Genomic DNA, 19,693 nt, shown 5'->3' on the forward strand with positions numbered 1-19,693 from the left:
TCCACGATTCTGCCATTTCTGCGTACAGGAACTACAAGATAGCTTTCGTCAAACTTATCCATCGTCATTGCATATTCCCATAATGGTGCTCCATGTTCTTTCCGGATCTCATTTTCATTTTCTTCGTAGATTTTAATAATATTTTTGATGTAGATTTCATCCTCTTTCCAGAGACTTTTAGAGTGATACTCTTCAGAAGCGGAGGCAGAATAGATTTCATCATGTACACAGGAGTTGAGAAGAAAAAGAAACACTGCCATGAAAGACAGCCATGAAATTTTTTTCGTCATAGTTATTGTAACGTTTTTTTGAGGGTTAAATATATAAATTTTTATCACTCAAATATGATAAAAAATAAATAAATTTCAATGCCCTGTTTTTGATGCATATTTATTTTAAGAAAAAAATTATATTTGTTCTGTTCAAATTGATATACGTATGAATGCAACTATTGGTAAGAGAATAAGAAAATATAGAGAAGAAAAGGGGTTTTCTCAGGAAGAGCTGGCAGAGAGACTACACATTTCACGTTCAACGTATCAGAGAATCGAAAACGGAGAGACCAATTCGTGGGTCAATCATATTGAAAACATCTGCACTTCTCTGGAAGTTAATATGGATGAAATATTAAAACCGGAAGAAGGATTTACACAAATCAACAAAGAAAACTCTTCAAGCGATAATGCTTATAATAATATGATTCAAAATCAGACCAATAATTACAATGCTTCCGAAAAGCTTATTGAGCAATACGAAGATCGCATTAAAGAACTAAAAGACCAGGTAGCATACTGGAAAAGCCAGGCTGAAAATAGTAAATAAATTCTGCCTTTTCCGAAAAGTTGTCGCAACCTTGCAATGACTTTTCGGGAACACCCGAAAGTTTGTCGCACCCTCGCAACGGCTTTTCGGGAACCTCCGAAAGTTCCCTGCAACCTGCAGGAGGTTTTCGGAAACATCCGAAAGGTATTCTTATCCCTCAGAGACTTTCGGATTGTAATAAGAACAAAAACCGTATCGTACGGTTTATCATAATTAAATACATATAATGATGAATTCTATTGATTTACCTAAACTCCGCAACGCAGAATACCTGCAGTACGTGAAAGACTTCTCAGGAATCATTAACCTGAACAATCCCGAAACCTTACAGATCGATGCCAAGCTTTCGGCTTTTAATGCCAGAATTGCAGAGCTGGAGGCACTTTACAAAAAAGCGTTAGCCAACGATAAGACCCAGGAACTGTTGCTGCTGGATGAAAGAAGAGACAATGCCATCAACGGGATCAATTACTTTGCCTTATCACAGTCTTACCATTATGACAGTGAAAAAAGACAGAAAGCACAGCTGATTCTCAACAACATTGCATTGTATGGCAGCGGTATCCCAAGACTCAATTACCAGGCAGAAACCGCCACCCTCAACAACCTGATCCGCGACTGGGAAAATAAACCGGAGCTGATGGATGCGATCGCTTCTTTTGATTTGTCGGATTGGGTTAATGAACTGAAAGATGCCAACGACCAGTTCAATGCAAAATATCTTTCCCGAACTCAGGAATATGGTGATGCGAATCCGGATACTATTAAATCGAAAAGGGGAGAAACCAATGCGGCTTATTATGCACTACGCGACCGTATCGATGCGCTTCATCTTTTGGCAGAAACTTCGCCATCACCTTACGCCACCCTTATTAATCAACTGAATGCCCTTACCGATCAATACAATGTACTGTTGGTAAATCGAAAGGATACGACAGCTCCCGGGAATAATCAGCAGCCTCCTTTACAGCAATAACATTCGAATCGACGAATCAGAAAATATATATACCCGCCCAATCACTGGCGGGTTTCTTTTTGAATTAATTTCAAAGAACTAAGAATTTAACCTATTCACTTCTTGTTTTACTTTTGTACATTTTGAAATATTTTGATATCTGAGTTTATCCATTTGCTGAGCAGCCAATCCGAAGCCACTGGAAAATAATCTCCCGCAAATTATGGTAATTAAGCAGATTTTAATAAAAAATCCGCTCAATCTGCTCAATCCGCGGGAGTATCTGTTAGCTCAAATGTCTTTTGCAGTGAAGCTGCGAAAAATGTATCGAAAACCTGTGGGTACAGACGGCTGGTAGCTGAACTTCTCTATATTATTTTGTTCAAAAATAACCCGACGAGACGAAATGGATCAAAATGCACAACAGATATTATATAATTAAAAAAAATACTTTCTCTACCTTTGTAAGTAATAAATGTATTCACATACAATACATCAATTCCAACCAATAATTAAAATACCTTGAATCAAAATATTCCATTAGCCGAAAAATTACGGCCGAAAACACTGGATGATGTTCTGGGGCAGGAGCATCTGACAGGGGAGAAGGGGACGATACGGAAAATGCTGCAGAATAATTCGCTGAACTCTCTCATTTTCTGGGGACCGCCGGGAACGGGAAAGACAACGCTGGCCGAAATTATTTCGGAACAATCCGGAAGGAAATTTTATAAGCTTTCGGCGGTATCATCGGGGGTAAAAGACGTTCGGGATGTAATTGAAGATGCCAAGAAGCAGAATCTTTTTTCCGGGAAGTCGCCCATCTTATTTATTGATGAAATTCACCGTTTCAACAAATCGCAGCAGGATTCTCTGCTTCATGCCGTAGAGAAAGGCTGGATCGTACTGATCGGAGCAACTACGGAAAATCCCAGCTTCGAGGTGGTTTCCGCATTGCTTTCAAGAAGTCAGGTTTATGTGCTGAAGGCGTTAAGCTACGAAAAACTGGAAGAGTTGATTGATATTGCGCTGGAGAGATTCAACCGTGATGAAAATACGGCATTCAAAATCCTTGAAAAAGAAGCGATGATACAGTATTCTGGGGGAGATGCCAGGAAGCTCATCAATTCTGTGGAGCTGGTGCTGAATCAGTATAAAGGTTCTTCTAAAACAGACATTGCGAATGATGATGTCATGGAGGTTTTGCAGGAAACAATGGCTTTGTATGACAAAAATGGAGAGCAGCATTACGATATTATTTCAGCCTTCATCAAGTCGATGCGCGGAAGCGATCCAAACGGGGCAGTGTACTGGCTGGCAAGAATGCTTGCGGGAGGTGAGGATATTAAATTCATTGCAAGAAGAATGCTGATTCTGGCCTCTGAAGATATCGGACTGGCCAACCCGAATGCTTTGGTCATTGCCAATAATTGTTTTCAGGCCGTGAATGTGATCGGGAATCCGGAGGCAAGAATTATTCTGAGCGAAACGGCTGTTTACCTGGCAGTTTCTCCGAAGAGCAATTCTACGTATGTGGCGATTAATGAGGCGATGGCACTGGTAAAGAAAACCGGAAACCTGCCCGTTCCTCTGCATCTGAGAAATGCACCTACCAAACTGATGAAAGATCTTGATTACGGTAAGGAGTATAAATACGCCCATTCGTATGAAGGAAACTTTGTTGACCAGGATTTTCTTCCGGAAGAGATCCGGGATGTAAAATTGTATGAACCGGGAAATAATGCTACGGAGAAAAAGATCTACGAGGAACTGAAAAAGAAATGGAACGACAGGTATTAGAGATTAAACCAAGTTTTATCTTTACTGATTTTACGATAAGCAAAAAGGATACTTCTCGAAGTATCCTTTCATTTTAAATATGATCTAAGAAATTATTGTTTTGTAGAAATCGACACCATTTTTTTGCCGTTATGGTCTACGGGATGCATTTTATTCAGGATATCCCCGAAAATAAGAGTATCGGCATTGGTAAATTCGTAGCCGTCAATAAGCACCGGATTGTCTTTAGGGAAACCAAACTGTGCGTTGATCTCTGAAACCGCAATTCTGTCGATGTTTGCCTGTCCGTTTTTCAGCTTGTATTCTACCAGTCCGTTGTCTGCGATAAAGCCGAATTTTTTTAGGTTCTGCGGAAGTTCTGCCGCCGATTTAAAGGTACGTGTACTCTGAATGGCATTTTTATGATTGACAGTAAACATATCTACTGTTCCGACAATATCATTGGCTACTGCAAATTTTGTTGATGCATTCTTTTGTGCAAATAAAGTGGCGGAAGCCAACAATAAAAAAGAGTAGAGAAATTTTTTCATATGCTTTTGGAATAAGTAAGTAATAAAAACGTGATAAATATAGTTATTTTTTATAAAATGTGAATTTAATTACGGCATAATTTAAAGATTATTTATAAATAAGATTTTTTTATAATTAAGCATCATTATTTTCTGTACTGTTTTTCTTTTTTTCAACCATGCTTTTCAATATATTTTTGAGTCTCTGGAATAAGAAAGAACTCAGCAGCAGGATGATCCCCAGTATGATAAAAGCAATGATTCTGGATACGTTGTCCATTTCCCATACATCGTACAGGTATAGTTTTAAGATGGTCACGATGAGTAAAGCAAATCCGGCTTGGCTGTATTCCTGTGCGTTACTTTTTAATCCTTTGTAGATGAAAATACTGGCCAGAACTGCCCAGATGATCGGCAGGTACAACAGGCTGAAATGTTCCCGAAGTATTGCAATCTCCGAAATGTTCTCAGCAAAGCTTACTATATACAGATGGTAAAATTCCATGCTGACTGCAATTACAATGGCTGTTGCCAGCAGCCAGAAAGACATTCTGATCCTGAAAAATTCTGAATCGGGTGGGATCTTTACCGTTGTGAAAATCAGTGGAGCAAGGTATAAGCCGTAAAGGAAATAGAGTGCGGGATCTGTTTGTTTACCGACAATATCGTGTATGATACCGGTACCTGCAATGGTAGTATCAAAAATAATCAGGGATAAAAATATATATAGAAGTACTGTTTGCAGCGTAGAACTGATTTCCAGTTTTTTTCTGAATAATAAAATAATGAAAATATAATAGAGGCTGAACAGCATTGCAATACTAAAAACCGTAATGAATGGTTTTTCGGAAATATGGTAAATGAGTTCAAGTAAAACGGCAATATATATTATAGTATAACTTACGAGTGTAAATGCATTTTCAAAAAAGCTGTTTTCCTGCTCTCTTTTTTCAGGCAGTTTTCTAAGTAAGGTTAAATTGACAAAGGTTGTGAATACTGTTACGGAACTTGTCAGAAACAGCGGATTAAAAATAATATGCAGATTTTTAGCATCGATATATTCTGCCCAGGTCATCAGCTGAGCAATAATTACCAAAGGAAACAGAATATAAAAAAAGATTCTGAAAATGCGAAGATTAGTCTTTTTCCAGATGAATAATAGAAGAGTGGCCTCAACAGCCCAAGCGCTGGTAATTAAATGAGTTTTGAATTGTAAAGCGACGGCCAGGGTGAGAAGGCTGATGGTTATTCCGGAAAATACAGAGTGATTGATCCCTGATTTTTTTTCTGTGTATTCCCTGTAGAGGAGAATGGCATTGATTAAAGTAAATCCAACGGGGAAAAGAATAACAGGATCATACTGTAGTTGTTTAAAAATATAAACCGTACCGATAATACTGGTAAAGTTGATTAGTACGAGCATTAAAATATCCCACTGAAATAAAACGCCTTTCCTGAAATAATTATAAAGGGCGAATGCATAGAAAATAATATAGCTTGCAATATAAAAATATACCGTAATGATTTCGGTTTTTTCAATCGTCCAGTAAAACAGGTATATATTCGTGAAAACAAAAGCAATCCAGCCGATACTTTTCCATTCTTTTAAATATGCAACAGCCAGCATCCCAAGATTGATAACCGTAATATAGATAAACAGAAAAGGATAATTGCTTTGTCCGTCACTAATCATTAACGGGGCAAGAAATCCTCCGAAAAGAGAAAAAATAATGAGTATTTCACTTTTATAGTAATATGAGAGTGATATAGAGATGAGCGTAATGAGACAAGTAATTGAGAATGCAGCTGTCTGTGAAAACAGATGATACTCCCGGAAAGCAATTGTGGTGGTAAAATACAAAATGGCGATACCACCTCCTGTAATAATAGAAGCAAAAACAGTATAATTTCTTCGGAGAAAATGTCCCAGCGTAATGATTCCTGCTCCGGCGGTAAATCCTATTCCTGCTCTTGAAACTTCACCGATCCAGTTTTTATCAATAGCATATTTTACGAAATATCCGATTCCAAGCACAAGCGTGAAAATTCCTGCTATGGTTAAAGCATTTTGCTGTAAAAAATTAAATAGTGGAGCAAGACGGTCTTTGGCTTCTTCTTCCGGAATAGAAACGGGAATTTTTTCCTCATCATGTTCAGGTACCGGAACGATAATGGTTTCGGAAATTTCCTGTATTTCCTCAGTCTGCTTCTTAGGTTGGCTTTTTCTGATTTCAGAAATCTCATTTTCCAGAATCCTGATCCTTTTATTCAGATTGCTATAGAGAATAATAATGATTATAACTAATATAATGACCAGGATATACATTATTTTCTGTTTAAATTAAATCAAATATAATCAAATGTTTTTAAGTGTGATGATGGTTAATCCACTATATCTATAATACAGTGGATTACTATTTTTTAGCTCTCTAAATAAAACTCCTGATAGCTTCCCAAAAAATAAGCTTCGGCATCGAGCGCCTTCAGTTCTTCCAAAGCATTTTGGTAAAGAGCAGATTCCCATTTTCCGACGACGTTGATGAAGAAAAAATAATTTCCTAATCCTCTTTTCAGGGTTCTTGATTCTATTTTGCTGAGGTTCATTTTCCGCCATGCAAATACCGATAAAACCTGGTGAAGTCCTCCGGCATGATCTTCAGGAAGTGTGATAAGCAATCCCGATTTTTCACCTAAAACCTGTATGGTTTCATTACGGTAGCTTTCGGAGTCTTTAGATATGATAATGAATCTTGTATGATTCTGCTCAAAATCGTGAATATTTCGATGGATGATTTTCAGTCCGTAAAGATTGGCTGCGAACTGATTGGCTACGGCCGCAAGATTTCTGTCGGGATTTTCTGATACGTGTCTGGCTGCCGCTGCTGTGGAAGAGAAATCCTGTTTGGGAATCTCTTTGAAGTGCTCGTCAAGATAATGAAAGCTTTGTGCTAATGCCTGCGGATGCGAGTAGATTTTTTCAATACGGGAAAGGTCACAATCAGGATGTATCATCAGATGATGTGCTATGGGCATCACGGCTTCTGCCTGTATTTTAATTCCGGATGTTTTATATAAATAGTCAAGCGTCATGGAAACCGTCCCTTCAATAGAATTTTCCAGAGGAACAACCGCTTTGTCGACATCACCGTTTTCCACGGCAATAAAGCAGTCCAGAATATTGGGCTGTGGGATAAGCTCTTCGTCAGGAAAAAGCTGAATAGCGGCAAGCTGTGTAAAGCTGGCTTGCGGTCCTAAAAATGCAATCTTCATTATTTTTTTATTATGATTGAAATTTATTCATTCCAGTTTTGTTTAATCAGTTCCATGAGATAATCCGGACATTTTACTACTTTGCCGGTCTTCGCATCCAAAAAGAAAAGTGTGGTAGATGCTTCGGTAATTTTTATATTTTCTTCGTTGAAAATCTCATAATCGAATTCAATTCTTACCCCGGGGATTTTCCTGATATAAGTGTGGATTTCCAGTTTTTCATCGTAAAAAGCAGGCCTTAAATACTTAATTTTATACTCTGAAACAGGCAGCCAAATTCCCTGATTTTCAATTTCATTATAAGACATTCCTATGCTTCGGAAAAGCTCTACTCTGCCAATTTCGAGGTACTCGGCGTAATTGCCGTAGTAGACGTATTTCATAGGGTCTGTTTCTCCATAACGTACTCTTAATGAGTGTTTTGTATGTATCATTATCGTGGGTTAAATATACATACAAATATATTTTTAAATAATCAATAAGTGCAAAATTTTTTTTTGAAATAAAAAATATAGACCTTTGTCTTCCTTCCACAAACAATACTAACAAAGAACTAATCGGGGCATAAATTATGGGTGAAAATTTAATAATGACATGGCAGAAGTGCCTTCAGTTCATGAGAGACAATCTGAACGCAGCTGAAGACAATTCTGATCTTAAAAAACTTGAAAAATCTTTCGACCTGCTATTTGATAAGGTTCAGCCAATTTCTTTGGTTGACAATAACCTTACGTTGATGGTTCCGAGTGATTTTTACAAGGAATATATAGAGGATAATTACCTGTCCTTACTTTCTGCTGCCCTGAAGAAAAACATAGGAAAAGGTGTAAAACTTTGGTATTCTGTAATGGAAAACAAACCTTCCGGTTTAGAAAAACCCGTTACCATGAATATGAAAGGAAAGACGGTTCCTACTCCGAAGGTTCAGGAAACAATGCCTCAGGGATTTTCATCTAATATCGTAAATCCTTTTGTGGTACCGGGAATCAAAAAAGTAAATATTGATTCTAACTTAAAATCTGATTTTTCTTTCGATAATTATGTAGAAGGAGAAAGCAATAAATTTGCGGCTACGGTAGCAAGATCTATCGCCAAAAGACCGGGCGCAACAGCGTTCAACCCATTGTTTTTATATGGCGGATACGGAGTGGGTAAAACCCATCTCGGACAGGCGGTAGGACTGGAAGTAAAAAGCCAGTTTCCTGACAAAGTGGTTTTGTATTTGTCGTCAGAAAAATTCATTCAGCAGTTTATTTCGGCTGCCAAAGCGCATAAGCAGACCGAGTTTGCTAATTTTTACCAAATGGTTGATGTGCTGATTATTGATGATATTCAGTTCCTGTCGGGGAAATCTGCTACGCAGGATAGTTTCTTCCATATTTTCGATTATCTGCATCAGAATGGAAAACAGATTATCCTTACTTCTGATAAAGCTCCGGCAGATATTATGGACATTCAGGACAGAATTGTTTCCCGTTTTAAGTGGGGACTATCTGCAGAGATTAAATCTCCGGATTACAGTACACGTAAACAGATTATTGTAGATAAATTAAGCAGAGACGGTATTGTACTGACTGAAGATATGCTTGATTTCCTTGCGTCGGAAGCCAAAACAAACGTTAGAGAACTTATTGGAGTTATCAATTCAGTAATTGCTTATTCCACTATTTATAAGTCTGATCTTAGTCTTGAATTATTAAAGGATACGATCAATAAGATTGCCGCGAATCAAAAGAAAATCATCAACATTCCTTATATTCAGGAAGTGGTTTGTGATTATTTCGGGATTAAAAGAGAACAGCTTTTATCAAAAACAAGAAAAAGAGAAATTGCTCTTCCGAGACAACTGGCGATGTATTTTGCAAAAGAATTAACGAACGCTACTTTCACTAAAATCGGTGAAGAAATGGGAGGAAAAGACCATTCTACGGTAATGTATGCCTGTGAAACCATTAAAGATGTTTCTAAGATCGACAAAGAAGTGAAAAAATACGTCAAAGAATTGTCTGAAAGAATAAAACAATAAGAAAAAATTTAATTTAAATATCTGAAATGGAGAATAATTTTTATTCTTCATTTTTTATATAGTTTTGTAAAGTTTTTAACATATTGATATATTGCGATGAAAATATTAATGGTTTGTCTCGGAAACATTTGCAGAAGTCCTCTCGCCGAAGGAATAATGAAAGCTAAAGCTCCCAAGGATTTTCTGATAGACTCTGCAGGAACGATTTCACTTCATGAAGGTGAGCATCCGGATAAAAGAGCCATAAAGACTGCAGCTCATCACGGAATCGATATTTCAAAACAAAGATCAAGGCCGATTACAGCGAAAGATTTCGAGATATTTGATAAAATTTACTGTATGGATGCGGATATATTGGCAGATGTCGTTTCAAAAGTCGAAAGTGAAAATCAGAGACAAAAAATTTCTTTATTTCTGGAAACTTTAGGCGATCACAAGAACGTTGAAGTCCCGGATCCTTATTGGGGTGACATGAAAGATTTTGAAGATGTTTTCCAACTTTTGGATCATGGATGTGATGCTATTCTAAAACAAATAATTTAATATGAGAAAGATATTGATTTTACTTTTGCTGAGCTGTAATTTTATTTTCGGACAGACTAAAGATGAAAAGGATATCAGACAAGTAATGACTGATTTTATGAATTGCATTAAAACGAGGGATGAAGCTAAATTTGTTTCTCTTTTTCAAGAACCTGTTCTCTGGGCCGGAGTTTATACTGATCGGACTTACAGAAAAGTTTTAGAAAAAGACCCTAATGAAAAAAGTTTTTTTACAGATAATTATAAAGCATTTATCAAGAGTTTTAAAAACAATAAATCTGAAGAGCGGTTTGATAATGTTAAAATTATAGAAGACGGATCGATTGCCTCTGCTAATTTTGACTACAGTTTTTGGTATGATGGCAAGATGCTAAACTGGGGAAAAGAAATATGGACACTGATGAAGATCAACGGTCTATGGAAAATAACATCAGTTTCTTTTTCAATGGATATGACAGAATATTACGTACAACCTTCTTTACAAGATAGACTTAAAAAATAAGACAATGCTTTTTCTACTTCCTGCTTATCTTTCGGAAAATACTTCTATCACGCACTTTTCACCGGTGATAAAAGATTACATCATGCAAACTGACTATTTTTTTGTGGAAAATGAAAAAACAGCTCGGAAGGTTGTTAAATTTTTTACCCCTGAAAAAAAGCAGTCGGATCTTAAACTTTTTCTTTTAGATAAATACACGGAAAATGCCGATATTAAAGAAGCTCAGGAGTTGATGCTGAAAGGTCAGGATTTTGGGTTGCTTTCCGAAGCCGGACTTCCCTGTATTGCAGATCCTGGAAATTTAATGGTGAAATGGTGTCATGAAAAGAATATTCGTGTGATACCGATTTCAGGACCATCGTCGATTATTCTTGCTTTAATTTCAAGCGGTTTTAACGGTCAGGAATTCACATTCAACGGATATCTGCCCATTGATAAAGGAGAAAAAAAGAAACAAATTCTTCAGCTTGAAAGTCTTGTTCAAAAGACGGGATATTCTCAGATATTTATGGAGACTCCGTATCGAAATAATCATCTTTTTGAAGATCTGACGAAATTTTTATCTCCGAATACAAAGCTTTGCATCGCCGCTAACATCAACGATCCTGAACACGAATTCATTAAAACAAAAACTATAAAAGAATGGCAAAAGCAAAAGCCGGAACTTCATAAAATCCCGGCTGTATTTGTGTTAGGGAAATAGTTTTGAGGTCATTGCGAGGAGCAAAAGTGACGAAGCAATCCCGTATAAGCAGATACTTTTTTGCCTTATTATTTTTTTTCTTCTATTTCTCAATTTTTTCCAGAAAATGATTATAATCGGAATCAACAATAAGAAAGGCCAAAAAGAAATAATACCGAGTAGAAATTCGACAAAACTGTTCCAGCCCTCTGTAACAGAATCACCAAAACGGCTTCCGAAACCTATTTTTGAAGTAGCCGAACTTCTTATTTTTTCTTTGTAGATATTTAAATTCAATGTGCTGTAATTCACCCGGTCATCAATAAAACGCAGTCTCCCTTCTGCTATATCGATTTCATCTTCAAGTGCACGAATGTTTTCCTGTATTTCCAGCATATCTTTCGTTGTTTTTGCACTTTTCAGCATATCACGGTATTTTTCGAGATAAATTTTTTTGTTGCCAAGTTTTATGGAAATATCGGTATATTCTTCTGTTACATCATTTGATGATATATTTTTAGACAATACAGAACCAACTCCATTAGAAAAAGAATTGACTAAAGCATCAAAATTCTGATGAGGAACTCTTATCGTAATATCTAAATTCTCGTCAACATCCGTATTCTGGAATTCTTCTTTCTGAATATAGGCCTTATTATTTTTAAGGATCAAATTAATTTGTTGCTGAGCTTTCTTGATATCACCTACCTGAATCCTCATATCTCCGTTTTTGATGATTTTCTTAGAAATAGTATCAATTTTAGAAAACTTATTTTGTGATGTTTGATTATCTGGTAAAAGTTTTTCTGAGATAGCATTTGGCGGAGCAACGCTAGCTATTTTATCCTCTTGAATTATTTCAGATAAATCGGCTTTAAGCTCTAAATGAGAAGAGTTTTTTGATTTATTACAGTTGATAAGAAATAAACATAATAATGGTACAATTAATTTTTTCATGAACAAAAGTTTTTTGTTGAATCACATCAAAAATTGTACTGAAAAGCAAATAGTACTTATAGCCAGCTTTGATTTCTTTGCTTTTTATTGGATTTATTAATTTAGCTAAATTAATTTTATACTTTTAATCAATGAAAAAAAGTCTTTTAGCCGTTGTTTTCTTTCCGTTTTTAACGTTTGCTCAGGAAATTTCGACGCTTACCGATGAGATGGCGATGAAATTATCTGAAAAACCTCTTCACTGTATCAATCAGGAATATCCGAATAAAACCGCACATATTATCAATAATGCTGATGAAGTTTCTCTGAGTCCGAAAGCGCTTCATCCCACTTTTTATGGATGTTTCGACTGGCACAGTTCGGTACACGGTCACTGGATGCTGGTTCGCGTATTAAAAACAAAACCGGATCTGGCAATTGCTAAACAGATAGAAGATATTTTAAATGAATCATTTAAAAAAGAGAATCTGCAGATTGAAGCAGATTATTTTACAAAATACCAATTGACAGGAACTTTTGAAAGAACTTATGGCTGGGCATGGCTATTAAAGCTGGATGAAGAATTGGCAACATGGAATGATCCAAAAGCTAAAATTTGGCATCAGAATCTCAAACCTTTGATGGATAAAATTTTAAGTTCCTGGAAAACCTATCTGCCGAAACAGACTTATCCTAACCGAACGGGCGTTCATCCCAATACTGCGTTTGCGATGGCCTTTGCGATTGACTGGGCAAGAGCAACAGGCGACAGCGATTTTGAAAAACAATTGATCGAAAAAGCAAAATATTTTTATTTAAAAGATGAAAAAACACCGGCTTATCTTGAACCGGACGGCTCTGATTTTTTCTCGCCGAGTCTTGAAATCGCAGACCTGATGAGGAGAGTTCTTCCACAAAAAGAATTTGTACAGTGGCTGAACAGATTTTATGAAAAGCGTAGCCTGGAAAATATTGAAAAGATTCCGATTGTAAGTGATCTGAGTGACTATCAAACCGTTCATCTGGTCGGACTTTCCTTCTCTAAAGCTTGGTGTATGAAAGGAATTGCCAAATCCCTTCCTGATAATCATTCACTAAAAAAAGAATTTCAAAAAACGGCAAACACATTTCTTAATAATGGACTTCCGTTATTATTTCAGGGAAATTATGGAGGAGATCACTGGCTTGCAAGTTTTGCGGTATACGCACTGGAAGATTGATCCTTGAAAATAGTTTTAATCTATTTCTAAGCAGAATTTATTTCTCATGATGTAAAATAACATACTCCCATGCTTCCATGCTGAGGATCATCGTATCCGGAACAGCCTGCTGTTTTCCGGTGAAAAGATTTGTATAGAGGCCGGTATCAAATGAAGTGTCTAGCTGAACCATTACAGATGTATTGCTGAGATTCATAAAGGTAAGAACTTTGTCACCTTCTTTCTCCCTCACAAAAGAAATCACCTGATCCATCCTGTCGTTGATAATCCTTACCATTTCTCCGCCATATATGCCGTTCCAAAGGGCTTTGTTTTGGTGCTTTAATTTAAAAAGCAGAGTATAAAGCTTCTCATTTTCATGAGACTTCCAGTCAATCGGGTCTTTCTCAAAAAATTCTAAAGAACGGTCAAGACCAGCTTCCTGGCCACTATAGACAAGAGGCATGCCATCCATCATCACTGTGAAAACAATGCCCGCTTTCAAAGCGTCACCGAAATTGCTGTACTGATTGCCCTCCCAAGAGTTTTTATCATGATTATCAATGAAATTCAAACGGATGCCTTCTTTAGGAAAGATAGATACATGCTCGGCGAGATATGCTTCAGTAAGTGTTTTTACGCTTCTTTCATTCATAGCAATCTGGTGCAGGATATTCCATAAAGTCCAGTTATAGGTAGCGTCAAACGCTTTCCTGTGAAGCTCTCGATCTTCGGCTTCTGCAAGCATAAATACAGGTTTTATGGAATCAAGTTCGGCTCTGGCATTTTCCCAAAAATCGATAGGAATAAAACTCGCAATATCACATCGGTAGCCGTCAATATTATATTCACGGATCCAGTATTTAAGAGCCTCCGTCATGTATTTCCGAAGTTCGGGATATTGGTAATCCAGCTCAATAATATCGTCATAATCTCTCCAGCGGGTCGACTGAAACGTGTTTTTTCTGGATTTTCGGTACCATTCCGGATGTTCGTCTACCAAAGGATTGTCCCAGCTGGTGTGATTGGCCACCCAATCCAGGATGACATACATGCCTTCCTGATGAATAGCATGAACCAGACTTTTGAAATCATCCGGTGTCCCAAATTCCGGGTTTACTCCCATATAATCTTTCACAGAATAATAACTTCCTAAGCTTCCTTTACGGTGTACCTCTCCGATAGGCTGTACCGGCATCAGCCATATAATATCAATACCCATCTTTTTCAGCCCTGACAACTGTTTTTCTACGGCCTTAAATGTGCCTTCCTGTGAAAACTGCCGGATATTAAGTTCATAAACCGTGGCATTTTTAGCCCAGTCTGGGAGACTTATTTCTACGTATTGTTCAGGAATATAGCGGGATTCAGAGTGATGTTGCATAATTTTATTAAAGATAAAAGAAATATGATTATCAGCATGAAAGAAATAAATGTACCATAGTCGGTTTTATTAAAAAATAAGAGATTAATTCTGTAAAGTTTATTCTTAAATATAAAGCAAGACGTTGTGATAATTAATTTGTGGTATATAAATAGTCAGCAATTAAAATTTAAGGTTTAATTTTTGCAACTGCTTACTGAGGCAACTTGCCATCATTAAAAACCAATCACTTAATTATTAATATATGATTCCAAAAAAAATACATTATTGCTGGTTTGGAAGCCATGCAAAGCACGAACTTGCGGAACACTGCATCGAATCCTGGAAGAAGATTCATCCCGATTATGAGATTATAGAATGGAATGAAAGTAATTCGCCGCTGGAAGATAATCAGTATGTAAAAGAAGCTTTTGAGCAGAAAAAGTGGGCTTTCGTATCCGATTATGTAAGATCTAAGGTGATGTATGAGCACGGCGGAATTTATATGGATACTGATATGGAACTGAAGTTACCGCTGGATGAATTTCTAAATGAAAAAGCCGTTTGCGGTTTTGAAGTAAAAGGAGTTCCTTACTCTGCGTTCTGGATGGCTGAACCTAAGCATAAACTGGCAAAGGACTTTGTAGATTATTATGAACAACAGAAAGGCTTTGAAGAACGTATCAATACCGATATTTTTTCTGAAATGCTTGAAAAGGAATATGGAGCAGACCGCTACAGCGATACGGTTCAGGAATTAAGACATGGCGTAACTTTATATCCATCTGTATATTTTTCGCAGGATCTGCCTAAAAATTATGTAAGTCATCATTTTAACGGTTCGTGGTTCGGCGGAGATGAGGAAAACACCCATAAAAAGATGGTGAATACATATGGAATTCTAGAGCGGCTAATCAACCAGCCTGATGCTGTAAAATCAATAGAAAGTATTCTCAACGAGCATAAAATCATTGATATTAATAAAGTGCTGGATCTGTTTCCTGAAGAAAGTATCTTGGCATATCTTAAAGGCAAAAAAATAGAAAGCCGGTCTGAGTAAGGTAAAATACAATTCATTAAAATAAAAGCTCTGAAGATACTGCTTCGGAGCTTCTTTTATATATTAAATTAATATCTGATTCCCAGCTTTTTCAGGATGAAACTTAACAGCCAGATTGGTCCGACAAGCAGGAACTGAAGGTCTTTCAGGAAAGAAGGCTTTTTACCTTCAATTTTATGTCCTAAGAATTGAAGAATCCAGGTGATGATGAAAACTGAAAGATACACCAACCAGGAATTTTCTCTAAAACGAATGTTGATTCCATAGGCAAAGCTTTCCATAATGATCATAATGATAAGCATGATTAAACTTACAGTAAATGAAAGTCTCATATAAAATATTGTGACTAAAGCCATCGCAGCAATACTTATATAGCTGATGCAACCGATATAGATAAAGCATATGGACTTTGAGGGAATAAGTGAAATAAAACCAAGGATCGTCCAGAAAATTAAGGGGACACAGATCCAGTGAATCAGTTTGTTCGTAGAATTTCTGTGGCTTTCACTATACTCTGCGAAAAGCAAATCAATTTTTCTCATAGTTATAAATTGGGAATCACTAAAATAATAAATTTTTGTAATCACTCGACAGATTGCTTACATTTGTGTTATGTCTGTCTTAGAAAAATTCGGGGTTGAGATCTTTACACAACATAATATCTTCGAGAGAATCGCTGTCGACAAACCTTTCCGTCCGGATAATCCTGCATTTATCTTTATTAAAACAGGAACAATTAAGCTAAAGCAATCTTTCCGTGATCTGGAACTTTCTGCTAATATGTTTATGGTAACAGATCCGCAGACAGTCTACGAAATGATCTCAGTAAGCGATGATTTTCAATCGAGAATGGTTTCCTATAAAAGAGAATTTATTTCGGCATTATCATTAAAATTCAACAGATTAATAACGTACAGGTATTTCCGCCAGCAGATGAACATTGGTGTTCCTTTTCATGCGGATGAGATGGAAGTCGTATGGAAAAGTGTTAATTTTTTAAAATATATCCTCGACTCTGATACAGAGATGACCTATAAAAAAGAAATTGTAGAGCATCTTTTTTCTGTATTCTGTTATCAGATGGCTGGAATCATTTCCAAGGAAGACAGCAATGCCATGAATCAGATGTCGAGACAGGAAGAAATTGTATTTGTTTTTCTCAATGACGTAGCAAAATACCACAATACTGAAAGAAGCGTTGAGTTTTATGCCGGCCGCCAGTCGATTACAACCAGACATCTCTCATCAGTCATTAAGTCAGTTACCGGAAAGCCGGCCAGTGAGATTATTGCTTTAATTGTAATCAATGAAGCAAAAGTTCTTCTAAATTCTTCCAATAAGCCTGTTTTAGAAATTTCTTCGATACTTGGTTTTAGCGATCAGTACTCTTTTTCACACTTTTTTAAAAAGCATTTAGGTGAAAGCCCTACACAATACAGAAATCAGTTCGAAAGTTAGAATCTTACATTTGAACATCTTTTTCCAAAATTCAAACATTTGTTTGAGTTTCTTCGTGCCATAACTTTGCATTCGTAAAACAAGGTAAAATGGTACAGAATATAAAAACAGCGCTGTCATTTATGATAGGAGTCTTTCCTGCGCTGTTTTTTTCACAGGAAATAAAACAAATGACAGCGAATGAAGTGGCAGAACTTGCCCTTCAGAATCATCAGCAGCTGAAAGTTTCAGCCCAGAATATTGATATTGCGAAACAGAATACTAATGTTGTAAAACTTCAGAAGCTTCCCAACATTACTGCTTCTACAAGTCAGTTTTATTTAGGTGATGCGGTGGCGATTGATAAAGATTTTTCAAATTCCACAAACATTCCGATGCCTCATTATGGAAGTTCGTATGGTGTTCAGGCAACGCAACTAATCTTCAAAGGCGGATTAATCAATAAATCTATTGAACTGGCCAATCTTCGTGAACAGCTTTCTGAATTAGATCTCGAAAAGAATAAGCAGGACGTGAAATTCCTGGTAATCTCCAATTATTTGGATGTTTATAAAATCTTAAATCAACAGAAGGTTTTTGAAAGTAACAAAAAACTGGCTCAGGAGCGTCTTAAAAACATTCAGAAATTCTACCAGCAGGGAATGGTGACCCGAAATGAAGTGATCCGTGGTGAGCTGGCTATTAAGAATTTAGACCAGGGAATTCTGACATTGGTCAACAACAGGAAAATTCTAAACTATAATCTGAATATTGCTCTTGGACTTCCTTCAGATACTGAAATTCTTCCCGTTGAAAGTCTGGAAAACAAAGAATCCGGAATCGGAATAGAGTATTATCTGAATCTTGCCCATGACAACAATCCTTTGCTGAAATCTGCACAAACCAATGTTAATGTTGCCGACAAGAATATTGAAATCATTAAAACCGATAAGATGCCTACTATTTCAGGTTTTGGCGGATATACTTTACAAAGACCGATCACTACAAGAAATCCTGTTCTGGATATGTACTCAGGAGGATGGCAAACCGGAATCTCTTTGAGCTATAATATTGATAATTTATATAAAACAAAAGAACGGGTAAAGTTAGGAGAACTTCAAAAAAACCAGGCGAATGATGCGGTAACGCTGACTCAGCAGAATGTGGATATGGCTGTGAATGCTGCTTATATCAAATATCAGGAATCGATACAGCAGGCTGAAATTCTTAATGATGCTAAAAAACTGGCTGAAGAAAACTATAAAATTACTGAAGCTAAATACCTTAATCAGCTGGCCGTACAGGCAGAAATGATCGATGCACAGAACCAGAAATTACAATCTGAATTAGATTATGCCAATGCTGAGATCAATATGCTGTATCAATATTACAATCTTCTGAAATCTACGGGGACATTATAATTTTTAAAAGGTAAATAAAACAATGGAAAACAAGGAACAAAATACACAGAATACATCTTCTGCTCAGGTACAATCAAGTGCTGAAGCAAAAAAGAAACAAAATAAAAAGAACAGAATAAGAGCTATTATCTCCAATATCATCGTTTTTTTGGTAATTGGTTTCGGACTGTTCTGGCTGGTGCGCGAATATTTTCATGTGGGAGATAAAACCTATACGGAAGCAGCACAGGTTGAGGAATTTATCAATCCTATCAACACAAGGGTTTCAGCTTATATCAAAGAAATAAAATTCATAGAACATCAAAAGGTAAAAAAAGGAGATACTCTGGTGATTCTTGACGACCGTGAAATCCTTACCCAGCTGGGACAGGCAGAAGCGGCTTATCAGAATGCTCTTGCGCAGAGAACCGCTACAAGTTCTTCCGTGAATACAGTTTCCAATAATGTCAGTGTGATGCAATCCAATATTGCCGGAGCTAAAGCAAGACTCTGGAATGCTGAGCAGAATCTCAACCGTTACAAAAACCTGTTGGCTTCTGAAGCGGTGACCAGACAGCAATACGATCAGGTAAAAACCGAATATGATGCACAAAAAGCAGCCTATGAAACTTTAGTTAACCAAAAACAGTCTGCAAATCTTTCTACCAAAGAGGTGAAAAGCAAATTGGGAATCAATGATGCTGAAATCAAGAGAACCAAAGCGGCACTTGAGATGGCAAAGATCAATCTTTCCTATACTGTAATCACAGCACCATATGACGGGGTAATGGGGCGCAGAACAATCTCTGAAGGTCAACTCATACAACCTGGGCAGCAGGTAGCGACCATTGTATTAAACGGACAGAAATGGGTAACTGCCAATTTCCTTGAAAGCCAGATGCCGGATGTGAAAATCGGTGAAAAACTGATGATGACCGTAGATGCATTAGGCGGACAAAAATTTGAAGGCGTTGTGACGGCTATTTCTGCAGCAACAGGCTCAAGATATTCCAATGTTCCGACGGATAACTCTACCGGAAACTTTATCAAAGTTCAACAGAGAATCCCGGTAAGAATAGAGTTTACCGAATCCAACAAGAAAGCGGATCTCAATAAGCTTAGCGCAGGAATGAATGTGAATGTGAGAATTAATGGTGAGAAGTGAAATGTGAAAAGTGAATTATGAAAA

General features: G+C 36.9%; 20 protein-coding genes. 12 read left to right on the plus strand and 8 right to left on the minus strand.

Annotated elements, in window-relative coordinates:
• Positions 1–290, minus strand: a 290-nt coding sequence (locus BLR30_RS15910) for a hypothetical protein (protein ID WP_139164647.1), incomplete at its 3' end; no start/stop codon positions are given.
• Between the two features lie 148 nt (positions 291–438).
• Here BLR30_RS15910 and BLR30_RS15915 point away from each other — a divergent pair.
• From BLR30_RS15915 to BLR30_RS15925, 3 genes are all read left to right on the plus strand, one after another.
• Positions 439–822, plus strand: coding sequence for a helix-turn-helix domain-containing protein (locus BLR30_RS15915; RefSeq protein WP_089861061.1), 384 nt, complete (start codon positions 439–441; stop codon positions 820–822).
• A 226-nt stretch (positions 823–1,048) separates the two neighbouring features.
• A complete protein-coding gene (locus BLR30_RS15920) occupies positions 1,049–1,798 on the plus strand; it encodes a DUF6261 family protein (RefSeq protein WP_089861063.1) in 750 nt (249 codons plus the stop codon).
• Between the two features lie 501 nt (positions 1,799–2,299).
• Complete coding sequence (locus BLR30_RS15925) at positions 2,300–3,577, plus strand: replication-associated recombination protein A (RefSeq protein ID WP_089861065.1); 1,278 nt, start codon at positions 2,300–2,302, stop codon at positions 3,575–3,577.
• A 92-nt stretch (positions 3,578–3,669) separates the two neighbouring features.
• On the opposite strand, the gene BLR30_RS15930 is transcribed toward BLR30_RS15925, so the two are convergent.
• The 4 genes from BLR30_RS15930 to BLR30_RS15945 all read right to left on the minus strand — a co-directional run bounded on the left by BLR30_RS15930 (position 3,670) and on the right by BLR30_RS15945 (position 7,790).
• Positions 3,670–4,107 (minus strand): hypothetical protein, encoded by a 438-nt coding sequence (locus BLR30_RS15930; RefSeq protein WP_089861068.1) that lies wholly within the window; start codon positions 4,105–4,107, stop codon positions 3,670–3,672.
• 115 nt (positions 4,108–4,222) lie between these two features.
• On the minus strand, positions 4,223–6,412 hold the full coding sequence (locus BLR30_RS15935; RefSeq protein WP_228400787.1) for a DUF2339 domain-containing protein: 2,190 nt from the start codon (positions 6,410–6,412) through the stop codon (positions 4,223–4,225).
• Positions 6,413–6,507: 95 nt separating this feature from the next.
• On the minus strand, positions 6,508–7,356 hold the full coding sequence (gene pheA, locus BLR30_RS15940; protein WP_089861072.1) for a prephenate dehydratase: 849 nt from the start codon (positions 7,354–7,356) through the stop codon (positions 6,508–6,510).
• Between the two features lie 23 nt (positions 7,357–7,379).
• Positions 7,380–7,790 carry an acyl-CoA thioesterase gene (locus tag BLR30_RS15945; RefSeq protein WP_089861075.1) on the minus strand — a complete coding sequence of 137 codons (411 nt, stop codon included), beginning with the start codon at positions 7,788–7,790 and terminating at the stop codon, positions 7,380–7,382.
• A 137-nt stretch (positions 7,791–7,927) separates the two neighbouring features.
• Here BLR30_RS15945 and dnaA point away from each other — a divergent pair, with 137 nt between their 5' ends.
• From dnaA to BLR30_RS15965, 4 genes are all read left to right on the plus strand, one after another.
• A complete protein-coding gene (gene dnaA / locus BLR30_RS15950) occupies positions 7,928–9,382 on the plus strand; it encodes a chromosomal replication initiator protein DnaA (RefSeq protein WP_089861077.1) in 1,455 nt (484 codons plus the stop codon).
• Positions 9,383–9,478: 96 nt separating this feature from the next.
• Positions 9,479–9,925 carry a low molecular weight protein-tyrosine-phosphatase gene (locus BLR30_RS15955; protein WP_089861078.1) on the plus strand — a complete coding sequence of 149 codons (447 nt, stop codon included), beginning with the start codon at positions 9,479–9,481 and terminating at the stop codon, positions 9,923–9,925.
• Position 9,926: 1 nt separating this feature from the next.
• On the plus strand, positions 9,927–10,427 hold the full coding sequence (locus BLR30_RS15960; RefSeq protein WP_089861080.1) for a Cif family virulence factor: 501 nt from the start codon (positions 9,927–9,929) through the stop codon (positions 10,425–10,427).
• A gap of 4 nt (positions 10,428–10,431) precedes the next feature.
• Positions 10,432–11,130 carry an SAM-dependent methyltransferase gene (locus BLR30_RS15965; protein ID WP_089861082.1) on the plus strand — a complete coding sequence of 233 codons (699 nt, stop codon included), beginning with the start codon at positions 10,432–10,434 and terminating at the stop codon, positions 11,128–11,130.
• On the opposite strand, the gene BLR30_RS15970 is transcribed toward BLR30_RS15965, so the two are convergent.
• Complete coding sequence (locus BLR30_RS15970; protein ID WP_089861084.1) at positions 11,119–12,066, minus strand: DUF4349 domain-containing protein; 948 nt, start codon at positions 12,064–12,066, stop codon at positions 11,119–11,121. The two genes, BLR30_RS15965 and BLR30_RS15970, sit on opposite strands and share 12 nt — an antisense overlap.
• Before the next feature lie 131 nt (positions 12,067–12,197).
• Between BLR30_RS15970 and BLR30_RS15975 the strand changes: the two genes are divergently transcribed.
• Positions 12,198–13,265: a DUF2891 domain-containing protein gene (locus tag BLR30_RS15975; protein ID WP_089861086.1), complete on the plus strand. Its 1,068-nt coding sequence runs from the start codon at positions 12,198–12,200 to the stop codon at positions 13,263–13,265.
• 37 nt (positions 13,266–13,302) lie between these two features.
• Here BLR30_RS15975 and BLR30_RS15980 read toward each other — a convergent pair whose 3' ends face one another.
• On the minus strand, positions 13,303–14,628 hold the full coding sequence (locus BLR30_RS15980; RefSeq protein ID WP_089861088.1) for an alpha-amylase family glycosyl hydrolase: 1,326 nt from the start codon (positions 14,626–14,628) through the stop codon (positions 13,303–13,305).
• Positions 14,629–14,872: 244 nt separating this feature from the next.
• On the opposite strand from BLR30_RS15980, the gene BLR30_RS15985 reads away from it, so the two are divergent.
• A complete protein-coding gene (locus BLR30_RS15985; RefSeq protein ID WP_089861090.1) occupies positions 14,873–15,667 on the plus strand; it encodes a glycosyltransferase family 32 protein in 795 nt (264 codons plus the stop codon).
• A gap of 68 nt (positions 15,668–15,735) precedes the next feature.
• Here BLR30_RS15985 and BLR30_RS15990 read toward each other — a convergent pair whose 3' ends face one another.
• Positions 15,736–16,209: an Mpo1 family 2-hydroxy fatty acid dioxygenase gene (locus BLR30_RS15990; protein WP_089861093.1), complete on the minus strand. Its 474-nt coding sequence runs from the start codon at positions 16,207–16,209 to the stop codon at positions 15,736–15,738.
• 70 nt (positions 16,210–16,279) lie between these two features.
• Here BLR30_RS15990 and BLR30_RS15995 point away from each other — a divergent pair, with 70 nt between their 5' ends.
• The 3 genes from BLR30_RS15995 to BLR30_RS16005 all read left to right on the plus strand — a co-directional run bounded on the left by BLR30_RS15995 (position 16,280) and on the right by BLR30_RS16005 (position 19,669).
• Entirely contained in the window at positions 16,280–17,125 is an 846-nt protein-coding gene (locus BLR30_RS15995; RefSeq protein WP_089861096.1) for a helix-turn-helix domain-containing protein, read from the plus strand.
• Between the two features lie 89 nt (positions 17,126–17,214).
• Entirely contained in the window at positions 17,215–18,525 is a 1,311-nt protein-coding gene (locus BLR30_RS16000; protein WP_089861098.1) for a TolC family protein, read from the plus strand.
• A 22-nt stretch (positions 18,526–18,547) separates the two neighbouring features.
• Positions 18,548–19,669 carry an HlyD family secretion protein gene (locus BLR30_RS16005; protein WP_089861101.1) on the plus strand — a complete coding sequence of 374 codons (1,122 nt, stop codon included), beginning with the start codon at positions 18,548–18,550 and terminating at the stop codon, positions 19,667–19,669.
• Positions 19,670–19,693 lie beyond the last annotated feature (24 nt).

This window comes from Chryseobacterium taeanense, assembly GCF_900099685.1.
In the GTDB taxonomy this organism is placed as follows: Bacteria; Bacteroidota; Bacteroidia; order Flavobacteriales; family Weeksellaceae; genus Chryseobacterium; species Chryseobacterium taeanense.

What these genes read in the sequence shown, in the direction of transcription:
- BLR30_RS15980 (WP_089861088.1), bottom strand. Translation starts at nt 14,628, where the DNA reads ATGCAACATCACTCTGAATCCCGCTATATTCCTGAACAATACGTAGAA.
- BLR30_RS15945 (WP_089861075.1), bottom strand. Translation starts at nt 7,790, where the DNA reads ATGATACATACAAAACACTCATTAAGAGTACGTTATGGAGAAACAGAC.
- BLR30_RS15975 (WP_089861086.1), top strand. Translation starts at nt 12,198, where the DNA reads ATGAAAAAAAGTCTTTTAGCCGTTGTTTTCTTTCCGTTTTTAACGTTT.
- BLR30_RS15960 (WP_089861080.1), top strand. Translation starts at nt 9,927, where the DNA reads ATGAGAAAGATATTGATTTTACTTTTGCTGAGCTGTAATTTTATTTTC.
- dnaA (WP_089861077.1), top strand. Translation starts at nt 7,928, where the DNA reads ATGGGTGAAAATTTAATAATGACATGGCAGAAGTGCCTTCAGTTCATG.
- BLR30_RS15970 (WP_089861084.1), bottom strand. Translation starts at nt 12,066, where the DNA reads ATGAAAAAATTAATTGTACCATTATTATGTTTATTTCTTATCAACTGT.
- BLR30_RS15935 (WP_228400787.1), bottom strand. Translation starts at nt 6,412, where the DNA reads ATGTATATCCTGGTCATTATATTAGTTATAATCATTATTATTCTCTAT.
- BLR30_RS15990 (WP_089861093.1), bottom strand. Translation starts at nt 16,209, where the DNA reads ATGAGAAAAATTGATTTGCTTTTCGCAGAGTATAGTGAAAGCCACAGA.
- BLR30_RS15930 (WP_089861068.1), bottom strand. Translation starts at nt 4,107, where the DNA reads ATGAAAAAATTTCTCTACTCTTTTTTATTGTTGGCTTCCGCCACTTTA.
- BLR30_RS15995 (WP_089861096.1), top strand. Translation starts at nt 16,280, where the DNA reads ATGTCTGTCTTAGAAAAATTCGGGGTTGAGATCTTTACACAACATAAT.
- BLR30_RS15965 (WP_089861082.1), top strand. Translation starts at nt 10,432, where the DNA reads ATGCTTTTTCTACTTCCTGCTTATCTTTCGGAAAATACTTCTATCACG.
- pheA (WP_089861072.1), bottom strand. Translation starts at nt 7,356, where the DNA reads ATGAAGATTGCATTTTTAGGACCGCAAGCCAGCTTTACACAGCTTGCC.
- BLR30_RS15955 (WP_089861078.1), top strand. Translation starts at nt 9,479, where the DNA reads ATGAAAATATTAATGGTTTGTCTCGGAAACATTTGCAGAAGTCCTCTC.
- BLR30_RS15915 (WP_089861061.1), top strand. Translation starts at nt 439, where the DNA reads ATGAATGCAACTATTGGTAAGAGAATAAGAAAATATAGAGAAGAAAAG.
- BLR30_RS16005 (WP_089861101.1), top strand. Translation starts at nt 18,548, where the DNA reads ATGGAAAACAAGGAACAAAATACACAGAATACATCTTCTGCTCAGGTA.
- BLR30_RS15920 (WP_089861063.1), top strand. Translation starts at nt 1,049, where the DNA reads ATGATGAATTCTATTGATTTACCTAAACTCCGCAACGCAGAATACCTG.
- BLR30_RS15985 (WP_089861090.1), top strand. Translation starts at nt 14,873, where the DNA reads ATGATTCCAAAAAAAATACATTATTGCTGGTTTGGAAGCCATGCAAAG.
- BLR30_RS16000 (WP_089861098.1), top strand. Translation starts at nt 17,215, where the DNA reads ATGGTACAGAATATAAAAACAGCGCTGTCATTTATGATAGGAGTCTTT.